This window comes from Actinoplanes sp. CA-131856 (assembly GCF_050956135.1).
Classification (GTDB): domain Bacteria; phylum Actinomycetota; class Actinomycetes; order Mycobacteriales; family Micromonosporaceae; genus Actinoplanes.
In genome coordinates this window covers 1,041,571-1,060,451 of sequence record NZ_CP191849.1, presented here as the reverse complement: position 1 = coordinate 1,060,451, position 18,881 = coordinate 1,041,571, and the positions used below count along the sequence as shown (strand labels likewise).

At 70.1% G+C, this 18,881-nt stretch carries 18 protein-coding genes; 5 read left to right on the top strand and 13 right to left on the bottom strand.

Going from position 1 to position 18,881, the window contains the following annotated elements; genetic code table 11:
* Positions 1–8 precede the first annotated feature (8 nt).
* From ftsE to ACQP2X_RS05125, 3 genes are all read right to left on the bottom strand, one after another.
* A complete protein-coding gene (ftsE, locus tag ACQP2X_RS05135) occupies positions 9–689 on the bottom strand; it encodes a cell division ATP-binding protein FtsE (protein ID WP_097319361.1) in 681 nt (226 codons plus the stop codon).
* A gap of 144 nt (positions 690–833) precedes the next feature.
* A complete protein-coding gene (prfB, locus tag ACQP2X_RS05130) occupies positions 834–1,946 on the bottom strand; it encodes a peptide chain release factor 2 (protein WP_498694702.1) in 1,113 nt (370 codons plus the stop codon).
* A 53-nt stretch (positions 1,947–1,999) separates the two neighbouring features.
* Positions 2,000–2,515 carry a PadR family transcriptional regulator gene (locus ACQP2X_RS05125; protein ID WP_097319359.1) on the bottom strand — a complete coding sequence of 172 codons (516 nt, stop codon included), beginning with the start codon at positions 2,513–2,515 and terminating at the stop codon, positions 2,000–2,002.
* A gap of 322 nt (positions 2,516–2,837) precedes the next feature.
* Between ACQP2X_RS05125 and ACQP2X_RS05120 the strand changes: the two genes are divergently transcribed.
* Entirely contained in the window at positions 2,838–3,944 is a 1,107-nt protein-coding gene (locus ACQP2X_RS05120; protein ID WP_498694701.1) for a hypothetical protein, read from the top strand.
* 10 nt (positions 3,945–3,954) lie between these two features.
* Here ACQP2X_RS05120 and ACQP2X_RS05115 read toward each other — a convergent pair whose 3' ends face one another.
* Complete coding sequence (locus ACQP2X_RS05115) at positions 3,955–4,464, bottom strand: DUF6912 family protein (RefSeq protein ID WP_498694700.1); 510 nt, start codon at positions 4,462–4,464, stop codon at positions 3,955–3,957.
* A 106-nt stretch (positions 4,465–4,570) separates the two neighbouring features.
* On the bottom strand, positions 4,571–5,122 hold the full coding sequence (locus tag ACQP2X_RS05110) for a rhodanese-like domain-containing protein (protein WP_498694699.1): 552 nt from the start codon (positions 5,120–5,122) through the stop codon (positions 4,571–4,573).
* 92 nt (positions 5,123–5,214) lie between these two features.
* Between ACQP2X_RS05110 and ACQP2X_RS05105 the strand changes: the two genes are divergently transcribed.
* The 3 genes from ACQP2X_RS05105 to ACQP2X_RS05095 all read left to right on the top strand — a co-directional run bounded on the left by ACQP2X_RS05105 (position 5,215) and on the right by ACQP2X_RS05095 (position 6,617).
* Complete coding sequence (locus ACQP2X_RS05105; RefSeq protein WP_498694698.1) at positions 5,215–5,688, top strand: Lrp/AsnC family transcriptional regulator; 474 nt, start codon at positions 5,215–5,217, stop codon at positions 5,686–5,688.
* 24 nt (positions 5,689–5,712) lie between these two features.
* Complete coding sequence (locus ACQP2X_RS05100) at positions 5,713–5,940, top strand: helix-turn-helix transcriptional regulator (RefSeq protein WP_498694697.1); 228 nt, start codon at positions 5,713–5,715, stop codon at positions 5,938–5,940.
* 140 nt (positions 5,941–6,080) lie between these two features.
* Complete coding sequence (locus ACQP2X_RS05095; RefSeq protein ID WP_498694696.1) at positions 6,081–6,617, top strand: Rv3235 family protein; 537 nt, start codon at positions 6,081–6,083, stop codon at positions 6,615–6,617.
* Positions 6,618–6,668: 51 nt separating this feature from the next.
* Here ACQP2X_RS05095 and secA read toward each other — a convergent pair whose 3' ends face one another.
* A complete protein-coding gene (secA, locus tag ACQP2X_RS05090; protein ID WP_498694694.1) occupies positions 6,669–9,596 on the bottom strand; it encodes a preprotein translocase subunit SecA in 2,928 nt (975 codons plus the stop codon).
* Positions 9,597–9,745: 149 nt separating this feature from the next.
* Here secA and ACQP2X_RS05085 point away from each other — a divergent pair, with 149 nt between their 5' ends.
* Positions 9,746–10,879, top strand: coding sequence for a GNAT family N-acetyltransferase (locus ACQP2X_RS05085; protein ID WP_498694692.1), 1,134 nt, complete (start codon positions 9,746–9,748; stop codon positions 10,877–10,879).
* Here ACQP2X_RS05085 and hpf read toward each other — a convergent pair whose 3' ends face one another.
* The 7 genes from hpf to ACQP2X_RS05050 all read right to left on the bottom strand — a co-directional run bounded on the left by hpf (position 10,880) and on the right by ACQP2X_RS05050 (position 18,004).
* Positions 10,880–11,500, bottom strand: coding sequence for a ribosome hibernation-promoting factor, HPF/YfiA family (hpf, locus tag ACQP2X_RS05080; RefSeq protein WP_498694691.1), 621 nt, complete (start codon positions 11,498–11,500; stop codon positions 10,880–10,882).
* Between the two features lie 292 nt (positions 11,501–11,792).
* Positions 11,793–12,578, bottom strand: a complete 786-nt coding sequence (locus tag ACQP2X_RS05075; protein WP_498694689.1) for a ComF family protein — start codon at positions 12,576–12,578, stop codon at positions 11,793–11,795.
* Positions 12,575–14,392, bottom strand: coding sequence for an LpqB family beta-propeller domain-containing protein (locus ACQP2X_RS05070; RefSeq protein ID WP_498694688.1), 1,818 nt, complete (start codon positions 14,390–14,392; stop codon positions 12,575–12,577). The genes ACQP2X_RS05075 and ACQP2X_RS05070 overlap by 4 nt, the downstream gene beginning before the upstream one ends.
* Entirely contained in the window at positions 14,392–16,056 is a 1,665-nt protein-coding gene (gene mtrB / locus ACQP2X_RS05065; protein WP_498694687.1) for an MtrAB system histidine kinase MtrB, read from the bottom strand. Before mtrB ends, ACQP2X_RS05070 begins: the two co-directional genes overlap by 1 nt.
* A gap of 21 nt (positions 16,057–16,077) precedes the next feature.
* The gene (gene mtrA / locus ACQP2X_RS05060; RefSeq protein WP_360244843.1) at positions 16,078–16,767 is read right to left on the bottom strand and encodes an MtrAB system response regulator MtrA; all 690 of its coding nucleotides are present in this window, start codon (positions 16,765–16,767) and stop codon (positions 16,078–16,080) included.
* 131 nt (positions 16,768–16,898) lie between these two features.
* Positions 16,899–17,102, bottom strand: coding sequence for a DUF397 domain-containing protein (locus ACQP2X_RS05055; protein ID WP_498694685.1), 204 nt, complete (start codon positions 17,100–17,102; stop codon positions 16,899–16,901).
* Between the two features lie 41 nt (positions 17,103–17,143).
* Entirely contained in the window at positions 17,144–18,004 is an 861-nt protein-coding gene (locus tag ACQP2X_RS05050) for a helix-turn-helix domain-containing protein (protein ID WP_498694684.1), read from the bottom strand.
* Positions 18,005–18,881: the final 877 nt, after the last annotated feature.

Here is an 18,881-nt window from a genome sequence, read left to right as displayed (position 1 = left end):
GAGCCGGCTCAGCCGTAGACGCCTCGGGCCTGGTCACGAACGATGCGGCCGCTCTCGATCTCGATGACGCGGCGGCGCATCTGGTTGACGATGTTGGAGTCGTGCGTGACCATCACGACCGTGGTGCCGGTCCGGTTGATCCGGTCCAGCAGGCGCATGATCTCGATCGACGTGTCCGGGTCGAGGTTACCGGTGGGCTCGTCGGCGAGAAGGATGAGCGGCCGGTTGACGAACGCGCGGGCCACCGCGACACGCTGCTGCTCACCACCGGAGAGCTCGTGCGGGTAACGGTGCTCCTTGCCGCCGAGACCCACGAGCTCGAGGACCTCGGGCACGACCCGCCGGGAGACGGCCTTGGTCTTGCCGATGACCTCGAGGGCGAAGGCCACGTTCTCGTACGCGGTGCGGTTGGGCAGCAGGCGGAAGTCCTGGAACACGCAGCCGATCGAGCGGCGGAAGTGCGGGATCTTCCACGAGCGGATGGAGGTCACGTCCTTGGCGTTGACCATCACCTTGCCCTGGGTCGGAGCGACCTCGTGCAGGAGGAGCTTGATGATCGTCGACTTGCCGGAACCGGAGGGGCCGATGAAGAAGACGAACTCACCCTTCTCGATACCGACGCTGACATCGTCCAACGACGGCCGAGACGCCTTGGGGTACGTCTTCGTCACGTTCTCGAGCTGAATCACGGGAACGCAGTCTACGCGGTGTAACGAAAACGCCAACCCCGCCGGGTCCGCCAAATTGCACCCGAGGCGTCAAAACTTGACGGCGCCCGGACAGACCGTCCGGGCGCCGTCGCCAAGCGTACGGAGATCACCTGGAGCCCGGGATCAGCTGGCCTTCTCGGACGTCTTGCGCCACTTGATGCCGGCCTCGATGAACTCGTCGATCTCGCCGTCGAAGACCGACGACGGGTTGCCCGTCTCCTGCTCAGTGCGCAGATCCTTGACCATCTGGTACGGGTGGAGGACGTACGACCGCATCTGGTCCCCCCATGATCCAGTGGTGTCCTGCTTGAGGCCGGCGAGCTCCGCCTCCTCCTCCTGGCGCTTGCGCTCGAGGAGCCGCGCCTGGAGCACGCGCATGGCCGAGGCCTTGTTCTGAAGCTGCGATTTCTCGTTCTGACACGTCACGACGATGCCCGTCGGAATGTGCGTCAGGCGCACAGCGGAGTCGGTGGTGTTAACGCTCTGTCCACCAGGACCCGACGAACGGTAGACGTCGACGCGGAGCTCGTTCTCCGGGATGTCGATGTGGTCGGTCGTCTCGACCACCGGCATCACCTCGACGCCGGCGAAGCTGGTCTGCCGGCGGCCCTGGTTGTCGAACGGGCTGATCCGGACCAGGCGGTGGGTGCCGGACTCGACGCTGAGCGTGCCGAAGGCGTACGGCACCTTGACGGCGAAGGTGGCGGACTTGAGGCCGGCCTCCTCGGCGTACGAGGTGTCGTAGACCTCGGTCGGGTAGCCGTGGCGCTCGGCCCAGCGCAGGTACATCCGCAGGAGCATCTCGGCGAAGTCGGCGGCGTCGACGCCACCGGCGCCGGCCCGGATCGACACCACTGCCTCACGGGCGTCGTACTCACCGGAGAGAAGGGTGCGGACCTCCATCTCCTCGATGGCCTTGGTGAGAGTGACGAGCTCCTCGCCGACCTCGTCGACCGAGGCGCTGTCGCCCTCGGCCTCGGCCATCTCCAGCAGGAGGCCGGCGTCGTCGAGACGGGAGCGCAGCCTTTCGAGCTTGCTGATCTCACCGGAGACGTACGACAAACGGCTGTTGACGTCCTGCGCGCGGGCCTGGTCGTCCCAGAGGTCGGGCGCTGAGGCCTGCTCCTCGAGATCTGCCTTGTCCCGCCGCAGCTTGTCGACGTCCAGGACGTTCTCGATGTTGCGCAGGGTGGCGTCGAGGGCTTTGAGTTGCTCGGGATAGTCGGCAGCGGTCACGACAGTCAAGAATACGCTGCCCCGGCCAAGATCTGGCCGGGGCTGCAACCTGTTCAGTTGGCCGGTGCGACCTTGAGCCAGCTGAGAGCGGCCTTGTGATAGGCGACGGCGAACTCCAGCGCGGCCGCGCCGTACGAGTCCCCCGCCTTCTTCGCCTCCTTCGCCTGCTCCTTGGCCATGGCGAGCGCCTCGGAGTGGTACTCGCTCGCGCCGGTGTAGAGGGTCTGCAACTGATTGCCGCTGTGCTGCTCCCCGAAGGCGACACGGAGAGCGACCGGGTTACGCAGAGCGTCCCGGCCCGGAGACTCGGCCAGCCACCGGCTGAAGGCTCGCTTGCCGGCGGCGGTGATGGCGTAGGGCTGGCTGGATCTGGGTCCGGGCTTACCGAGACGGACATAGCCCATTTCGGCGAGAACCGGCAATTCGCGGTAGACCTGGCTCCGCGTCATCGACCAGTATGGCCCGAGGCGGCGTTCGGCAGCCGCCATGAGCTGTCCGCCGGTCATGGGCCCCTCGTGGAGCAGGCCGAGCAAAGCGGCAGCCGTGGGATTGATTTGAGAGTCGGGCATGCCTTCTAAGCTGCCACTTTGTCGCGCCGACGTCCAGGATTTCGCCCGATCCGTCCATTTTGCGTCTCCACAAACGACTGTCCCGCACAGACAGTCCGACTTCGAGTGTCGGCCCGGCGCGTTCGGCCACGAAACTTGCTCTTGACCAGGTAAAATGGCGCGACCTAAACGGTCAGACGGCGATGCCGGGCAGCAAACGGACGAAAAGGTACGTACGCGTTCCCGAATTCGGCGCGGCGACCCCCAAAAGCCGCATTGTCTGGCAAGCCGGGCTGTGGACGCCCGGCCGCTCCTCCGAGGTTCGGCGGTTACTCTGAGGGCCATGAGTGAGCAGGAAACCCCAGCGCCGCCCAAAGCGGACGCCAGCGCCGAGCAACCCTCGTCGACGGGTCTTCTCCTGGCGCTCGCCACCCTGATCTGGATGGGCGCCATGCTGTGGTCGGCCCGCGCGACGATCACGGGCCGTGAGGACGCCGAGATGGAGGTGACCTCCACGGCGTACGCGCTTCCGGGTGCCATCTCGGCCGCGCTCGTCACCGGTGCCGCCGTCGGCCTCGCCGTGCTGGGCCTGATCTCACGCCGCCGCACGCTCGGCGCCACCGCACGCTTCGCCGTCGCGACCGGCACGGGCCTGCTCATCGGCCTGATCGGCGCTCTCACGGTCGTGACGATCAACACCGAGGGCTGGATGTACGCCGTGGTGGGCGGCACCATCGCCGCCGCAGCCACCATCGGCGGCGCCCTGGCCGGCTTCCGCGTCCCCCGCGTGATCACCGCGATCGGGTGGGGCTCGGTCGCGGTCTTCGTGGTCGGCTTCGTCCTCAACCTGTTCCAGAGCCCGCTGCTGACCGCGCTCGGCTCGCGGGACACACAGTCCTCACAGGCCAGCGCCGCCCAGTGGTTCTCGTACGGTCAGTCGTTCCTCAGTGGTCTCGCGGCCGGCCTGGTGGCCTACAAACTGCTCCGCCGCGCCCGCAAGCGCAGCGGCGAGCTGGACGTGCCGTGGGGCTTCTACGCGGTCGCCGGCGGCGGTCCCGGCCTGCTGCTGGTGGTCGCCGAGCTGCTGACCCGCACGGCCGGTTCCCGCGTGCTCGAACTGGCCGGCAAGGTGAGCGATCTGGAGCTGGTGGTGCAGCAGATGCTCAGCGGCGCCCGGCTCAACAGCGCGCTGGTCGTCCTGTTCGTGGGCGCCCTCAGCGCCATGTTCGCCGTGGGCCGCACGATCCGCCCGGCCGAGGACGACGAGGAGGACGACGAGCCCCCGGCGGTCGCACCGGTCTCCCGCTCGGGCCGCGTCCGCCGCACCCCGGAGGAGCCGGCGGCCACCGCGGCGGCGCCGGAAGCCGCCGATGAGGCCGGCGACGAGGAAGACAAGGAAGCGGCCGCCGAGAAGGTCGCGAGCGGTAAGTCTGACAAAACCGCCGACTGAGCCGGGCGGGTCAGAGGAGTTCGTCCAGTTCGGAGACGGCGTACCACTCGAGTTCGTGGTCCTCGGCGCTGTCGACCGTGAACTGGGCGTCGGGGTCGCCGGCCAGGGCCTCGTCGACCACGTCGGCCGCCGCGGCCACCGACTCGGCGGCGTCGGCGCCGTCGACGTGGATCGAGGCGACCTCCTTGAGCGACAGCGGCTGGCGCAGCTCGACCGTGCTCGAGCCGAGCTCGTTCTGCTGGGCCACCAGGGACGAGGCCGGCACGTCGGCCGAGACCACCACGCGGCGGCGAGGGGCGGCCGCGTCGTGGCGCAGCAGCTGGAGGGCGGCCTGGGCGGCGCGGGTGAACGCGACGTATTCGAGCTCCTCCTCATCGCCCTCGGCGTACCACTCGCGCAGCGCGGGGGTCACCGCGTGCGCCTCCAGGGGCCCGGCGCCCAGCTGCCCCGAGGCGCGCAGGGCCCCGAGCAGCGGCACGGTGGCCGGCACGTAGACCCGGACCAGCTCGGTGATCGGCACGTCTCCTCCTGCGGTTGAACCGTCCCCGTAGTACACCGCCGCGGCGGCTCCGGGTAGGCCCATTCCACCAGTCGTGTCCGGATCGTGGCGTGCCGGGTCGCCGCCCTCAGCAGCCGCAGGCCGGCGCCTCCCGCCCGTCCGCGGCGATCAGCCCAGCGACGAGGCCGCCAATCGGGCCGCCCTGCGAGCCGGCGGCCGGCGCGATAAGAGGGCCGGCCACCGGCGCGGTGAGGGGATCCGGCCGGGCCGCTACGTCGCCGTCGAGGGTGCGCAAGGGGAAGCCCTCGCGGATCCAGTACTCGATGCCGCCGATCATCTCCTTCACCGTGTAGCCGGCCAGGGACAGGGCCAGCGCCGCCCGGGTCGCCCCGTTGCAGCCCGGGCCCCAGCAGTAGGTGACCACCGGGACCGCCGGGTCCAGCAGGCCGGCGGCCCTGGTCGCGATCTCCGCCGTGGGCAGGTGGAGCGCGCCGGGAATGTGGCCCTGGTCCCAGGCCGCCCGCGACCGCGAGTCGATCAGCACGAAGCCGTCACCGGCCGCCAGCCCGGCCCGCACGTCGGACACGTCGGTCTGGAAGTTCAGCCGCGCCGCGAAGAACGCCGCCGCGCTCCCGGTGTCGGGCATGCCTGAGGGTTTGACCTGCGATGTTGTCGTCATGGCACCAAAGTAGGAGCCTGGCGGATCTTGCTCCATGGCACTTCGACGGCGGAACTGGCGGGCGGGCGGGGAAACAGGCTTAGATGGCCGCCATGGCCACGGAAATCGCGCTCGACCGCACCGATTGGCGTCTGCTTGCCGAGTTGCAGCGGGACGGCCGTTCGTCGTACGCCGAACTGGCCCGTGCCGTCGCCATGTCGCCCAGCGCCGTCGCCGAGCGCATCCGGCGCCTCGAGGAGTCCGGGGTGATCGCCGGTTATCAGGCCCGGATCGAGCCCGAACGGGTCGGCCTCCAGGTGATGGCCTTCGTGCGGCTGCGCTATCCGACCGGCAACTACCGGCCCTTCCACGCGCTGCTCGACTCCACCCCGGAGATCGTCGAGGCGCATCACGTGACCGGCGAGGACTGCTTCTTCCTCAAGGTGCTGACCCGCTCCATGCGCCATCTGGAGGAGGTGACCGGCCGCATCGCCGGGCTGGGCGCGGTGACCACCAGCGTCGTCTACTCCAGCCCTCTACCCGCACGGCCGATCTCGGCGCCGGAGGACACGGGACGGCAAACGTAGGCTGTCAGTGGCAAACTGACGCGGATGGAGCCCCGATTCCTGCTGCTGGCCGATGTCGCCGCCGAGCTGAACGTCTCGGACTCGCAGGTCTACCACATGGTCCGCAGCGGCGAGCTGCCCGCGATCAAGATCGGCGGGCGCGGTCAGTGGCGGGTCGAGCGGGTCAAGCTCGAGGAATACATCGAGCGGAAGTACGCCGAGACGGCCGCCTGGGTGGCCGGCAACCCACTGGTCACGCCCGAGGCCGACTAGCACCTTTTGCCCCTCTTCCCGCATGGGTCAAGTCCCGTTGCCCCGCCCTCACGCGCCCCGGAAGAATCGCTGTCGTATGCAAACGAAGGTAAACGCAAGAAACTGGGGTGAGCGTGATGGGGAGCGACCGAAGATCGGCGGTGGCGGTTCGGCCCGCTCCGCGCTGCGAGCCGCCGTTCGACGACGAGGCCGCCGCCGGCCCGTGGTCCTCCGGCCAGCTGGCCCTCGATCTGCCCCGTCCCGCGGCGGCGCGGCCGGGCGCCGTCCTGGTGAGCCCCGACGTCCCGGCGCCGGAGGCTGCGGCGCGGGCCTCACGCGACGCCGGCCTGGCCGTCAAACGGTTCCTGCACGCCTGTGTGGAGGTCCTGAACGGCTATCGCCCGCCGGCCCACCTCCGCCACCTCGCCCGCCCGGCCGAGGCCGCCGACGTGGTCTCCGAGGGCGCGCAGGGCCTGGCCCGGCTGGCCGGGCTCCGCGCGGGCCGCCGGCCCGCCCGCAAGCCGGTGCCGGTCGCGATCCTGCGCCTGCATCTCTGCGAGCCCCGGCCCGGCGTCGTCGAGGCCGCCGCGCCCCTCCAGATCGGCGAGCACACGTGGGCCACGGCCCTGCGCATGGAGCTCCACCAGCAGGCGTGGGCGGCCACCGCCCTGCGCCTCATCCACCAGGGGCGGCGCTAAGCACGACGGCCCGCCGGCGATCTCCGCCGGCGGGCCGTTCAATGCGCTGGATCAGACTGCCCCGGGGGCTCCGTGGCAGCGCTTGTACTTCTTGCCCGAGCCGCAGTAGCAGGGGGCGTTACGGGACGGCCCGTTCGACTCCTGCTGGCCCGCGGGCGACGCGCCGCGCCGCTGCGGGGACGGGGTGTGGGCCGGGCTGGCCGGCACCGGGGAACCGCCCGGGCCGATGCCCAGGGCCGGTGCCTGCGACTGCTGCTGCGGCTGGATGACCGGCGAGCCCTCGCCGGCCTCGCCGTCGATGGCCGGTGCCGTGTACTGGAGGTTGCGCGGCGGGCGGGCTCCGCCGAGACCCTTGGCCCGGACCTCGACCCGGTCGGACTCGGTCTCGTTGGCGCTGTCGTCGGCCATGACGCCACCCGCCGGCAGCGGAACCGCCTTGCTCGGGTCGACGGTCACCGTCGGCTGCTCCTCGACCTGGACCTCCAGGTTGAACAGGTAGCCGACCGCCTCCTCCTTGATGCCGTCCATCATCTGGTTGAACATGTCGAAGCCCTCGCGCTGATATTCGACCACCGGGTCGCGCTGGGCGTACGCCCGCAGGCTGATGCCTTCCTGCAGGTAGTCCATCTCGTAGAGGTGCTCGCGCCACTTGCGGTCGATGACGTTGAGCAGCACCTGGCGCTCGAGCTCGCGCACCGCCTCGGCGCCGAGCTCCTCCTCGCGCGCCTCGTACGCCTTCTGCGCGTCGTCCTTGAGCTGCGCCACCAGGAAGTCCTGATCGATCGTCTGGCGCTCGCCGCCGGACTCGTCGATGACGTCCTCGATGGTGAGGGTCAGCGGGTAGAGGCGCTTGAGGTTGGTCCAGAGCTGCTCGAGGTCCCAGTCCTCCGCGTAGCCCTCGGAGGTGGCGCCCATGACGTAGTCGGTGACCACGTCGTCGATCATGTGCTGGACCTGGTCGTGCATGTCCTCGCCGTCGAGGACCCGGCGGCGCTCGGCGTAGATGACCTGGCGCTGCTTGTTGAGGACCTCGTCGTACTTGAGGACGTTCTTGCGGATCTCGGCGTTCTGGCCCTCGATCTGGGTCTGCGCGCTGCGGATCTGGCGCGTCACCATCTTGGACTCGATCGGCACGTCGTCCGGGATGTTGAAGCGCTCCATGACCGCCTCGACCGCGCCGGCCCGGAACCGCTTCATCAGGTCGTCCTGGAGCGACAGGTAGAACCGGGACTCGCCCGGGTCGCCCTGACGGCCGGAGCGGCCGCGCAGCTGGTTGTCGATGCGGCGGGAGTCGTGGCGCTCGGTGCCGAGCACGTAGAGACCACCCGCGGCCTGCACCTCGGCCGCCTCGGCGTCGCAGGCTTCCTTCCAGGTCGGCAGGACCTCTTCGAGCGCCTTGGCGTACTCCTCCGGGCTCTCGACCGGGTCGAGGCCGCGCTGGTGGAGGTCGTTGGCCGCGAGGAACTCGGGGTTGCCACCGAGCAGGATGTCGGTGCCACGGCCGGCCATGTTCGTCGCCACCGTGACGCCGCCCTTACGGCCGGCCTGGGCGATGATCGTCGCCTCCTGGGCGTGGAACTTGGCGTTCAGCACGCTGTGCGGGATGCCGCGGCGGCGCAGGAGCGTCGAGAGGATCTCGGAGTTCTCGACCGAGACCGTGCCGACCAGCACCGGCTGGCCGGTGGCGTGGCGCTCGGCGATGTCCTCGATGACCGCGTCGAACTTCGCCTTCTCGGTCTTGTAGATGACGTCCGGGTGGTCGATGCGGACCATCGGCCGGTGGGTCGGGATGGACACCACGCCGACCTTGTAGACGCTGTTGAACTCGCCGGCCTCGGTCTGCGCCGTACCGGTCATGCCGCCGAGCTTCTCGTAGAGGCGGAAGTAGTTCTGCAGCGTGATGGTGGCCAGCGTCTGGTTCTCCTGCTTGACCTCGACGCCTTCCTTGGCCTCGATGGCCTGGTGCATGCCCTCGTTGTAGCGGCGCCCGTGCAGGATGCGGCCGGTGAACTCGTCGACGATGAGGACCTCGCCGCCCTCGTCGACGATGTAGTCCTTGTCGCGCTTGTACAGCTCCTTGGCCTTGATGGCGTTGTTCAGGTAGCCGACCAGCGGGGTGTTCACCGACTCGTAGAGGTTGTCGATGCCGAGGCGGTCCTCGACCTTGGCCACGCCGCGCTCGGTGATCGCGATGGTGCGCTTGGCCTCGTCGACGTCGTAGTCGGCCTCGCCCTCCTTGCCGCGCTGGAGGCGCTGGACCAGGGCGGCGAACTCGCCGTACCACCGCGCCGAGTGCTCGGCCGGGCCGGAGATGATCAGCGGGGTGCGCGCCTCGTCGATGAGGATGGAGTCGACCTCGTCGACGATCGCGAAGTTGTGGCCGCGCTGCACCAGCTCGTCCTTCGACCACGCCATGTTGTCGCGCAGGTAGTCGAAGCCGAACTCGTTGTTGGTGCCGTACGTGATGTCGCACAGGTAGGCCTCGCGGTGCTCCGCGGCGGGCCGGTTGGGCAGGATCACGCCGACGGTGAGGCCGAGGAAGACGTGCACCCGGCCGACCCACTCGGCGTCGCGCTGGGCGAGGTAGTCGTTCACCGTGATGATGTGCACGCCCTTGCCGCTCAACGCGTTGAGGTAGGCCGGGAACACACCGGTCAGGGTCTTGCCCTCACCGGTCTTCATCTCGGGGATGTTGCCGAAGTGCAGGGCGGCGCCACCCATGAGCTGGACGTCGTACGCCCGCTGGCCGAGCACCCGCTTGGCGCCCTCGCGGGCCACCGCGAACGCCTCGGGGAGCAGGGAGTCGAGGGACTCGCCGTCCGCGTAGCGCTCCTGGAACTGCAGGGTGCACTCGCGCAACTCGTCGTCCGTGAGGTCGACATAGTCTTCCTCGATCGAATTGACCGCTTGCGCGATCGCCTTGAGCCGTCGCACCATGCGGCCTTCGCCGGCGCGTAGGACCTTTTCCAATATCGACACGGGTCAGCGCTCCCCTAGACAGTCTGCGGAACCATGGTAGGCACCCTTCCTCCGAAGCTGTGACCCGAGCCTCCGGTTAACCGCACAAATGGGGCGAAACGGCGCAACAAGTTCGCTTAGAGCGCAGTCCTTCGGGCAGGATGGGCCGCGTGCGAAGCGCGGAGATCAACGGTGAAGGGGTGCGTCTGCGAGCTTTCCGGCCGGAGGACGCCGAAGCACTCGCCGAGGGCTACAACGATCAGATGTCCCAGCGGTTCCTGACCGTGGTCCCCTCGCCCTTCACGGTCGCCCAGGCCGAGACCTTCATCGCCGAGCGCGTCGGCTCGCTGTTCGCCGAGGGCGGCGCCTTCTACGCGGTGGCCGACCCCGGGACCGACGAGCTGCTCGGCGGCGTCGGCTTCGACAAGGCGGTGCCCAGCCGGGGCCAGGCCGAGATCGGCTATTGGGTCGGTCCGTGGGCGCGCGGCCGCGGCGTGGCCACGGCGGCCGTACGGACCCTGAGCGCGCACGCCTTCAAGCACGGCCTCCAGCGGCTGGAGCTGATGACGCACTGGGACAACCCGGTCAGCCAGCGAGTGGCCTTGGCCGCGGGATATCAGCGAGAGGGTGTACGCCGGGGCGCGCAACCCAACCGTGCCGGCGGCCGCGACGACATGCTGGCCTTCGCCCGGCTCGCGAGCGACGACGGCGGCCCGGTCCCCCGGCTGCTGCCCGACCTGCCCGGCGGCGAGCTGACCGACGGCGTGGTGCGGCTGCGCCCGCTCGGACCGGGCGACGTGCCGTTCCTGACCGAGCTGCTCGGGCTGCCCGACGTGGTGGCGACCAGCGTGCCGCCGGTGCCGCCGACGCCGGAGAAGATCCACCAGCGCTGTTTCTGGGCCGAGGCCCACTGGCTGGCCGGCACCCGGGCCGACCTGGTCATCGAGGACGTGGCCACGGGCGCGCCGGCCGGCGACATCGGCCTGTTCAACGACGAGCCGGTCACCGGTCAGGCGATGATCGGATATAGCATGCTGCCGGCGTTCCGGGGCCGTGGCCTGGTGACCCGCGCGGCCCAGCTGCTCTCGCTCTGGGTCTTCGCCGAGACCAGCGTGGCCCGGCTGATCGCCGGCGCGGTGCCGTCGAACAAGGGCTCGCAGCGGGTGCTCGAGAAGGCGGGCTTCCGGCAGGAGGCGTACATGCGCTCGCGCCTGCCCGGCCCGGACGGTGGCCGGGTCGACGACGTGCAGTACGTCCTCCTGGCCGAGGACCTCCTGACGGAAGGCCCTCGGCTTGATGGGTGACTAACCCGTGGTCTCCAGCGACAGGATGCCGTAGTCGTAGCCGCGGCGCCGGTAGACGACGCTGGGGCGGCCGCTGTCCTTGTCGAGGAAGAGATAGAAGTCGTGGCCGACGAGCTCCATCTGGAAGAGAGCGTCGTCGACGGTCATCGGGTCGGCGGGATGTTCCTTCTCCCGCACGATGCGCCACGGCTGGTCTTCGTCGTGCTCGGCCAGGGCGGTGGCGACGGATGACGTCTCCTCGGCCGCTTGGGCCAGGCTGAGGTCGGTCGGCAGGCTCGCGGTGGCGGCGGCGACCGAGACGGGCGCGCGGCGCCCGCGGTGGACGCGACGACGGTCGGCCGAGCGGCGCAACCTGCCGTCGAGTTTGGCGATGGCGCAGTCCAGGGCTGCGTAGAAGTCCTTGGCGCAGGCCTCGGCACGAATGACCGGGCCTCTCGTCATGACGGTGATCTCGACTCGCTGGCAATTGTCCGACTGGCGCGGGTTGCGCTCGTGGAACAGCTCGACGTCCGCTCTCATCAGCTTCTGGTCGTAACGCTCGACCTTGCTCAGCTTGTCGGCGACGTGTTCCCGGTAGTGGTCGGGAACCTCTACGTTGCGGCCCTTGACGACAATGTCCACTCGTGACCTCCCCCAACGTTCTGTTTTGCAGGCGCCCGATCGACAGCCATCCGACCGCCCCGCCCGCCGCCCTAAACAGGACTGAAGGCAGTTTTTCTGGGCGCCGAAACTACGACGCGGTGGTGCTGTGCCGGTGACGCCGGGAGTTCAGATCACCCGGTGTAACCGATCGCGAATGAGACGACTCCTTTCCGGTGCGGCGGTTCGCGGAACGCTGCGCCTTGCCGGCGGTGTGGGTAGGCGGAAGCTCTTACCCTCGTCACCAAGACGCTAACGTGCCGATGCTCTCCCGTCACCCCTCGTTCGGGATACCAGATGCCGGACGTTCCACCTTTTCGGTGCCTCGCCGCGACAATCCGGCCAATCCGCCGGGCGGCGATCGCCGCAGTTGGGTGGCGGCCAGGACGGCAGCGCCTGTGACCTGCATCTCCGCCTCCTCGAGCCGACCCGTCACGACGGCCAAGGTCGACCCGGTCGTGACGATGTCGTCCACTACGACAAGGGTGCCTTTCCGCGGGGTCGCGTGTCGCCGAAACCCGATTCGGGGGCGCTTGATTCGCAGCGAACTCTCAGCCGCGGCGCGGCGGCCGGCCACGCTCAGTGACGTTGAGTCAGGGCGAGGTAACGCTTCGAGGGGGTGGCTGATGTCAGCCTCCCAACCACCGGCCCGCAGCCGCCGCACCGCGTGTGCGGCCAGCCGCGTCATGTGATCGCCGTGCCGCTCCCGGCGGGCCGCCGCGGTCGACGGCACCGGTATCAGCACGACCGGCTCCCGGCGCGGCGCCAGGCCCGCCACAGCGGTCGCCAGGAGGGCGCCGAGCGGCCGGGCCAGCCGGTGCCGGCCCCGCTCCTTGTACGCCAGCAGAGCGCCCCTCAGGGGCCCCGCGTACGCCCCCACGGCGACGCACGGCGGCATGCCCGGCGGCGGTGAGGCCGGCGCCGTCCGGAACGGTCGCAGCGCCTCGAGCCGGGACACACACTCGGCGCAGGCGCCGTGCCGCAGCGGCACCCGTTCGGCGGCGCAGCCGGCACAGGGCGCCGGCAGGACGAGGTCGGCGAGATCGGCGAGGACGCTCAATTGAGGTAGAGCGGCGCGGTCGGCTTGACCGTGGGCCCGGCGCTGACCGCCGGGCCGGCGAGGTTCGCCTTGGTGATCGGGTTGGGCTGGCTGAACACGTCCCAGGCCTCGCCGCCGGCCACGTACGCCTCCGAGTCGGAGGTCTCGGTGCCGGTGATCGGATTTTCCGGGTACGCCGTCAGGTAGCTCACCGGCTCGGCGCCGATGTCACCCAGCCGCGTCGCCGACAGCGCGCCGTCGACCGTCACGTCGATCACCGAGACGCGGTTGTTGTCGGTGCGGACACCGGCCACCGCCAGGTAGGCCTGGCTGCTCCAGGCGACCGCGGTGACCGATTTCAGGTTGGGCGGCAGCACCTGCTGGGGCCCGCTCATCACGACGCCGTCGGCGCTGCTGTTGAGGACCGTGCGATAGAGGCGCCCGCCGCTGACCAGCGCCACCCGGCGCCCGTCGGGCGCCACCGAGATCGCCGTGACCGGGCCCGGGTCGCCCTGCCACTCGACCTGCTGGGCCGGGCCGCCGCCGGCGCCGAAGCTGTAGAGCCGGCCGCCCATCGTGATCAGGCCGACCACGCCGGCCGCGCCGTCGGCGCCGGTCTGCGCCCACACCGGCTGCCCCAGGTTGCCCTTGAGCCCGCCGACCTCGCGCAGGTCGGACTGCTGCCCGATGGGCGCCGCGGCGACACGCACCCGCTGGCCGGCTCCCGAGCCGGTGACGACCGCGGCGAACGCGTGGGTGCGGGTGGCGGACAATGCGGCCGTGACGATGCCCTTGTTGGCCGTCTCCTTGAGGACCGGCACCGGGTCGTCCTCGTGCGCCGACCCCTTCAGCCGGCGGATGGCGCCGGCGAAGACGACGAAGCGCTCGGGGGCGTCGCTCAGACGTACCCCCAAATTGCTCTCTTTGTATTCGCCGTCCTTGAAGCTGACCGGGTCCTGGCGGCCGATCTTGATCTCGAGGGTCCGCGGGACCACCGGATAGATCGACCACTGCACCTGGCGCCGCAGCCGGTCCATCGCCCCGGCGTCGCTGCCGGCCGGAATGGTCTGCGCGGTCAGGTTGATCTGCAACGTCTCGTTCGTGACGGCCGGGATGTTGTCGGCCACGGCCGTGCCCTGCGGCAGCGCCTGCACGGCGTCGCGCAGCCAGTCGGACGGCCCGGCGGCGAGCCACTGGAGGATCGTCGTCGGCTGCTGCACCGCCGGCACGCTGCGCGGCATGTACCGCAGATCGGGCACCAGGCTGGTGTTGTCCTTGTTCCAGAAATAGATCGCCCGCGGCTGGTAGAACGCGCTGAGTGCGTCGACCGTCAGCAGCATCACCGGCGGAGCGTCGAGGATCCACAGGCCGGGCTCGCCCTCGATCGAGCCGACCCGGATCTTGTACGTCGAGTCGGGCGTGGGCGCGGACGGCACCAGCTCGCCGTTGCTGGTCAGGGTGCCGACCTGCTGCTCGGTGATGGTGACCAGCGAGTCGGTGGGCGAATAGCCGCCGAGAATGGACTCGGCCTCGCGCACCACCCGGACGTCGGTGTTGGTGAAGGCGGCCGCCTCCTTGGGCGCGAGGAACGCCTTGACCCGGTCGAGCGCGGTGTTCGGATCGCCGGCGGCGGCCTGGAGGTAGTACTGGACCAGCTCGCGCGGGTTGGTGGCGGCCTCCCGCTTGTACTGCGGCGGGGGCGGGGTGCTGTCGTCGACCGAGACGCCGGCCGAGCGGCCGTCGCCGATCACGGTCACCTCGCTGCGGTCGGGAATGCCGCAGCCGCCCGGCACGAGCACGGCCAGCGCCACGACGCCCAGGAGCAGACGGCGCATCAGGACACCTCCTCCGCGGCCTCCAGAGCGGGGGCCCGATCGCGCGGGATCAGCGGCAGCGGGGCCGCCAGCAGCCGGTCGCCCGAGCGCACGGGCAGGGTCAGCCGGAACTGGGCGCCCTCGCCGGGCGAGCCCCACGCCTCGAGCCAGCCGCCGTGCAGCCGCGCGTCCTCGGCGCTGATCGACAGGCCGAGACCGGTGCCGCCGGTCTGCCGGGCCCGCGACGGGTCGGCCCGCCAGAACCGGTTGAAGACCAGCCGTTCCTCGCCCGGCTTGAGGCCGATGCCGCGGTCGCGGACGGTGACCGCGACGGCCGCCTCGTCGGAGGCCAGGGTGACCACCACGGGCCGGCCCTCGCCGTGCTCGACCGCGTTGCCGACCAGGTTGCGCAGCACCCGCTCGACCCGGCGCGGATCGACCTCGGCGATCACCGGCGTCTCCGGCAGCCGCAGCTCGATGGTGACGCCGACCCGCTCGGCCAGGCCGGTGAGCCGCTCGGCGACCCGCTCGACGATCGGCACCAGGTCGGTGTGCTCGGCGTCGAGGGCGGCGAAGCCGGCGTCGAACCGGCTGATCTCGAGCAGGTCGGTCAGCAGGCTCTCGAAGCGGTCGAGCTCGGCCTGCAACAGCTCGGCGCTGCGGGCCACGGCCGGGTCGAACTCGTCGCGCTCGGCGAAGATCAGGTCGGCCGCCATGCGGACCGTGGTCAGCGGGGTGCGCAGCTCGTGCGACACGTCGGAGGTGAACCGGCGCTGGAGGCGGGACAGCTCCTCGAGCCGGACGATCTGGCGCTGGAGGTTGGCCGCCATCTGGTTGAACGAGGCCGCGAGCAGGGCCAGGTCGTCCTCGCCGTCGACCTTCATCCGCTGGTCGAGCAGGCCGGCCGAGAGGCGCTGGGCGGTGCGGGCGGCGATGCGCACCGGGGTGACCACGAGCCGGGTGACCAGGCCGGCCACCACGCCGAGCAGCAGGACCAGGGCGATGCCGGTGGCCAGCACCGTCGTCCGGATCTGGTTGGCCGCACTGTCCTCGGTGGTCAGCGGCATCATGTAGTACAGCTCGACATGGCCGAAACTCGTGCGCACCGGAGCGCCGTACGCCAGATATTTTGTCGTTCGGCCGTTGATCGTGGCCGTGACGACCTGACTGGCCTCTTTGCTGTCGTCGGAGACGGTGTGGGCCAGCTCGGGGGTGATCAGCTCCTCGGTACCCATGTTCGGCAGAGTCGCCGGGCGCAGCTCGGGATATTGCCCGGCCTGCATGGAGACCACCGACCCGCCCGACTCGGCCGGATCGCCGTCGGCGAGCTGGCTGACGATCAGCTCGAACGTGTTCGGCAACTTGGGGTCGTTCGCCTGCGGGTTGACCGTGAGCTGCTGCTCCGCGTAATCGATCTTGTTGCGCATGGAGACCTTGGCCTCCTCCTGCGCGCGGGTCAGCAGGATGGTGGCGCTGCGGGCGGCGATGAACCAGCCGAACGCGCCGACCAGCACGCTGGAGGCGATCAGGGTGAGGGTGACCACGCGCAGCTGGAGGGAGCGCCGCCACGCCCGGCGGGCCGGCGCGGAGTGGACCTCGAGCCGGCGCGCGGCCACACGCCAATACCGCCGCACCACGCGAAGGGTGCGGCGGATCGGCATCGGAAGCCAGGCAGGAGCACGCATTACGCGGGCAAGGGTAGCGCCCTATCCCGTACCGGCTTTGTAGCCGACTCCTCGCACCGTCAAAATGATCTCGGGCCGCTCCGGATCGGGCTCGATCTTGGCGCGCAGCCGCTGCACGTGGACGTTCACCAGCCGGGTGTCGGCCGCGTGCCGATAGCCCCAGACCTGCTCCAGCAGCACCTCGCGGGTGAACACCTGGCGCGGCTTGCGGGCCAGGGCCACCAGCAGGTCGAACTCGAGCGGCGTGAGCTTGACCTCCTCGCCGTCGCGCGACACCGTGTGGGCCGGGACGTCGATGGTGATCTGGTTGCCGGGCGGCCCGATGGTGAGCATCTCGGGCGCCGCGTCCTCGCCCCGGCGCAGCCGCGCCCGCATGCGGGCCACCAGCTCCTTGGGCTTGAACGGCTTGACCACATAGTCGTCGGCGCCCGACTCGAGACCGAGCACCACGTCGACGGTGTCGCTCTTGGCCGTGAGCATGACGATCGGAATGCCCGACTCGCCGCGGATCGCGCGCGCCACGTCGATGCCGCTCATGCCCGGAAGCATGAGGTCGAGCAGGACGATGTCGGGGCGATTTTCCCGGAAGGCGGCCAGGGCGCGCTCACCGTCGGCGACGAACGAGGGCAGGAATCCCTCGCTGCGCAGGACGATGCCGAGCATCTCGGCCAACGCTGGGTCGTCATCGACGACGAGTACCCGGGCTCTCATGCGGTCCAATATTGCACTGTCCTCCCGAACCCCGGGTACCCCGGGGCCGATCTTGCCGGAATGCACAGGTCAGCTTAGGCCACCCGGCAAGATCGGGCGACCCCCGACGGGGGCCGCCCGACAGGCTCCGATCAGGCGCTGGGCCGGTCGAACTCCCCGGCCCGCACGCCGGCGATGAAGCCGGACCAGTCGGTGTCGCCGAAGGCGAGGACCGGGCCCGCCGCGTCCTTGGAGTCGCGGACCAGCACGGTCGACGGAACATTGGCAACCTCGACGCAGTGCCCAGCGGCTCCGCTTCGAGTGCTCTTACGCCAGGTGAGGTTGGCGTCCTGCATCGTGGGGTCCCCTTCCAGGATGGATTCGCCTCCATTTCAGCTCACGGAGCGGCCACCCGGCGCAAGGCTTCCTCCCTCTCAGCGATGGCCGTTCGGCTCATCTCTGCCGACAGAGCGCGTTCCCGCAGGTCAGACAGCCCGTCCCGATAGACGTCGACATCGGGCGGCTTCACCCGGAAGAGACCACCGGTGAGCCCCTCGATGTGCACGATCGGCGAGCGGGTGCCCGGCGCGAACTCCAGAACCATGAACGACTCGGTCATGCCGGCGTGCGCACCGGCCGAGAAGGGAAGCACGAGAATCTCCACACCGGGCCGCTCGCCGGCCTCGACGAGCCGGGCCAGCTGCCGCCGGAGAACCTCGGGCCCGCCGACCTCGCGGTGCAGCACGGCCTCGTCGAGCACGATCCGCAGAAGCGGCGGCGGCTCCCGGGTGAGAACGGCCTGCCGGGCCATCCGCAGGGCGAGCCGGCGCTGGATCGTCTCGGTGTCACCGACATCGGCGCCGACCTCGATGACGGCCCGCGCGTATTCGTCGGTCTGGAGCAGACCCGGAACGATCTGCGACTCCCACTCGCTGATGAGGACGGCCTCGGCCTCGAGGGCGACATATTCGTCGTACGGGTCGGGGACCGACGACCGATAGGGCGTCCACCAGGCCCGCGCCCGCCCGCGGCGAGCGAGCTCGCGCAGCCGGTCGCGGTCTTCGACACGTACGCCATAGATTGTCAGCAGTCGATCGAGATCGTCCTCGCTGATCCCCGTGTGGGCCGTCTCGATGCGCGACAGTTTCGACTCGGACCAGCCGAGAGCGGTCGCCACCGAGGCGCCCCTGCGCTCACCCCGCAGGCGGCGCAGTTCGTTGCCCAGCTCATGCCGGGCGGTCGAAGTCGCCCTCGCCACGCGAACACCATAACGGCATATCGGTCGCTGTCTGCAACTTGCATCCCACGCTATGCACTTGCACGCAGGTCAGAGGCCATGAAGTAATAAGGGAACGAACGACGGGAACGGCAGTGGCGGCAACTTCAGCCGAACCCGAAGAGATCGAGCCCCGTCCGGCGGGCGGACGGGGCTCGACTCTGTTGTCCACCTGGGGGGCGACCCCCCAGACCCCCACGTTGCGATGGTTGCGGTGGGTGGGCCGGTCGCGGTGGCGATGGGGTACGGGCCTCACAGACTGACAACCGCACTCCCACGCCGCTAGGCCAGTCGCGCGCGGCCGGGCTGAACGAGGCGGCTCGAGCCGCTTGCAACGCCGACGCCGAGCGGCAGATCCTGCCCGTCGCGCCGGCCGCTTGGCCGTTGAGCTTCAGGCACCTGAGTCCCATAGCCTTGGCTGCGCACATAGCGAACGGGACGGCAAGCCTAAGCCCGCCGCCCCGTTCATCCCCCCGGTTTGGTACCGCGCGCGTCCGTGGGACCCCCCGATCACCAATGACGCTGCGTGGTTATAGATTCACACTCCGCACATACCCATGTCAAGCAAATCCGGAAATTTCCTATTTTGGATGGCGCCTGGAGTGACGCAGGGTGCCCAAAGAGAGCAATCCGATAGCCATCCCGGCTCGCCGAACCGGGGCCACCCGCGCTTGCCCGCGTCGCGTCGGTCAGCCTCGGCGTGAGCCCGCCGCCCCATGCAGGTCTGGCCGTCACAGGCCCGCGCTAGGTGCCCGATGCCGGCCAACCCCGCAGAAGCAGCCCGGCACAGGCCTCACGCAAAGCGAACGGCTCGGGCATAGGCCTGACGCAAAGCAACCGGCCCGGGCATAGGCCTCAC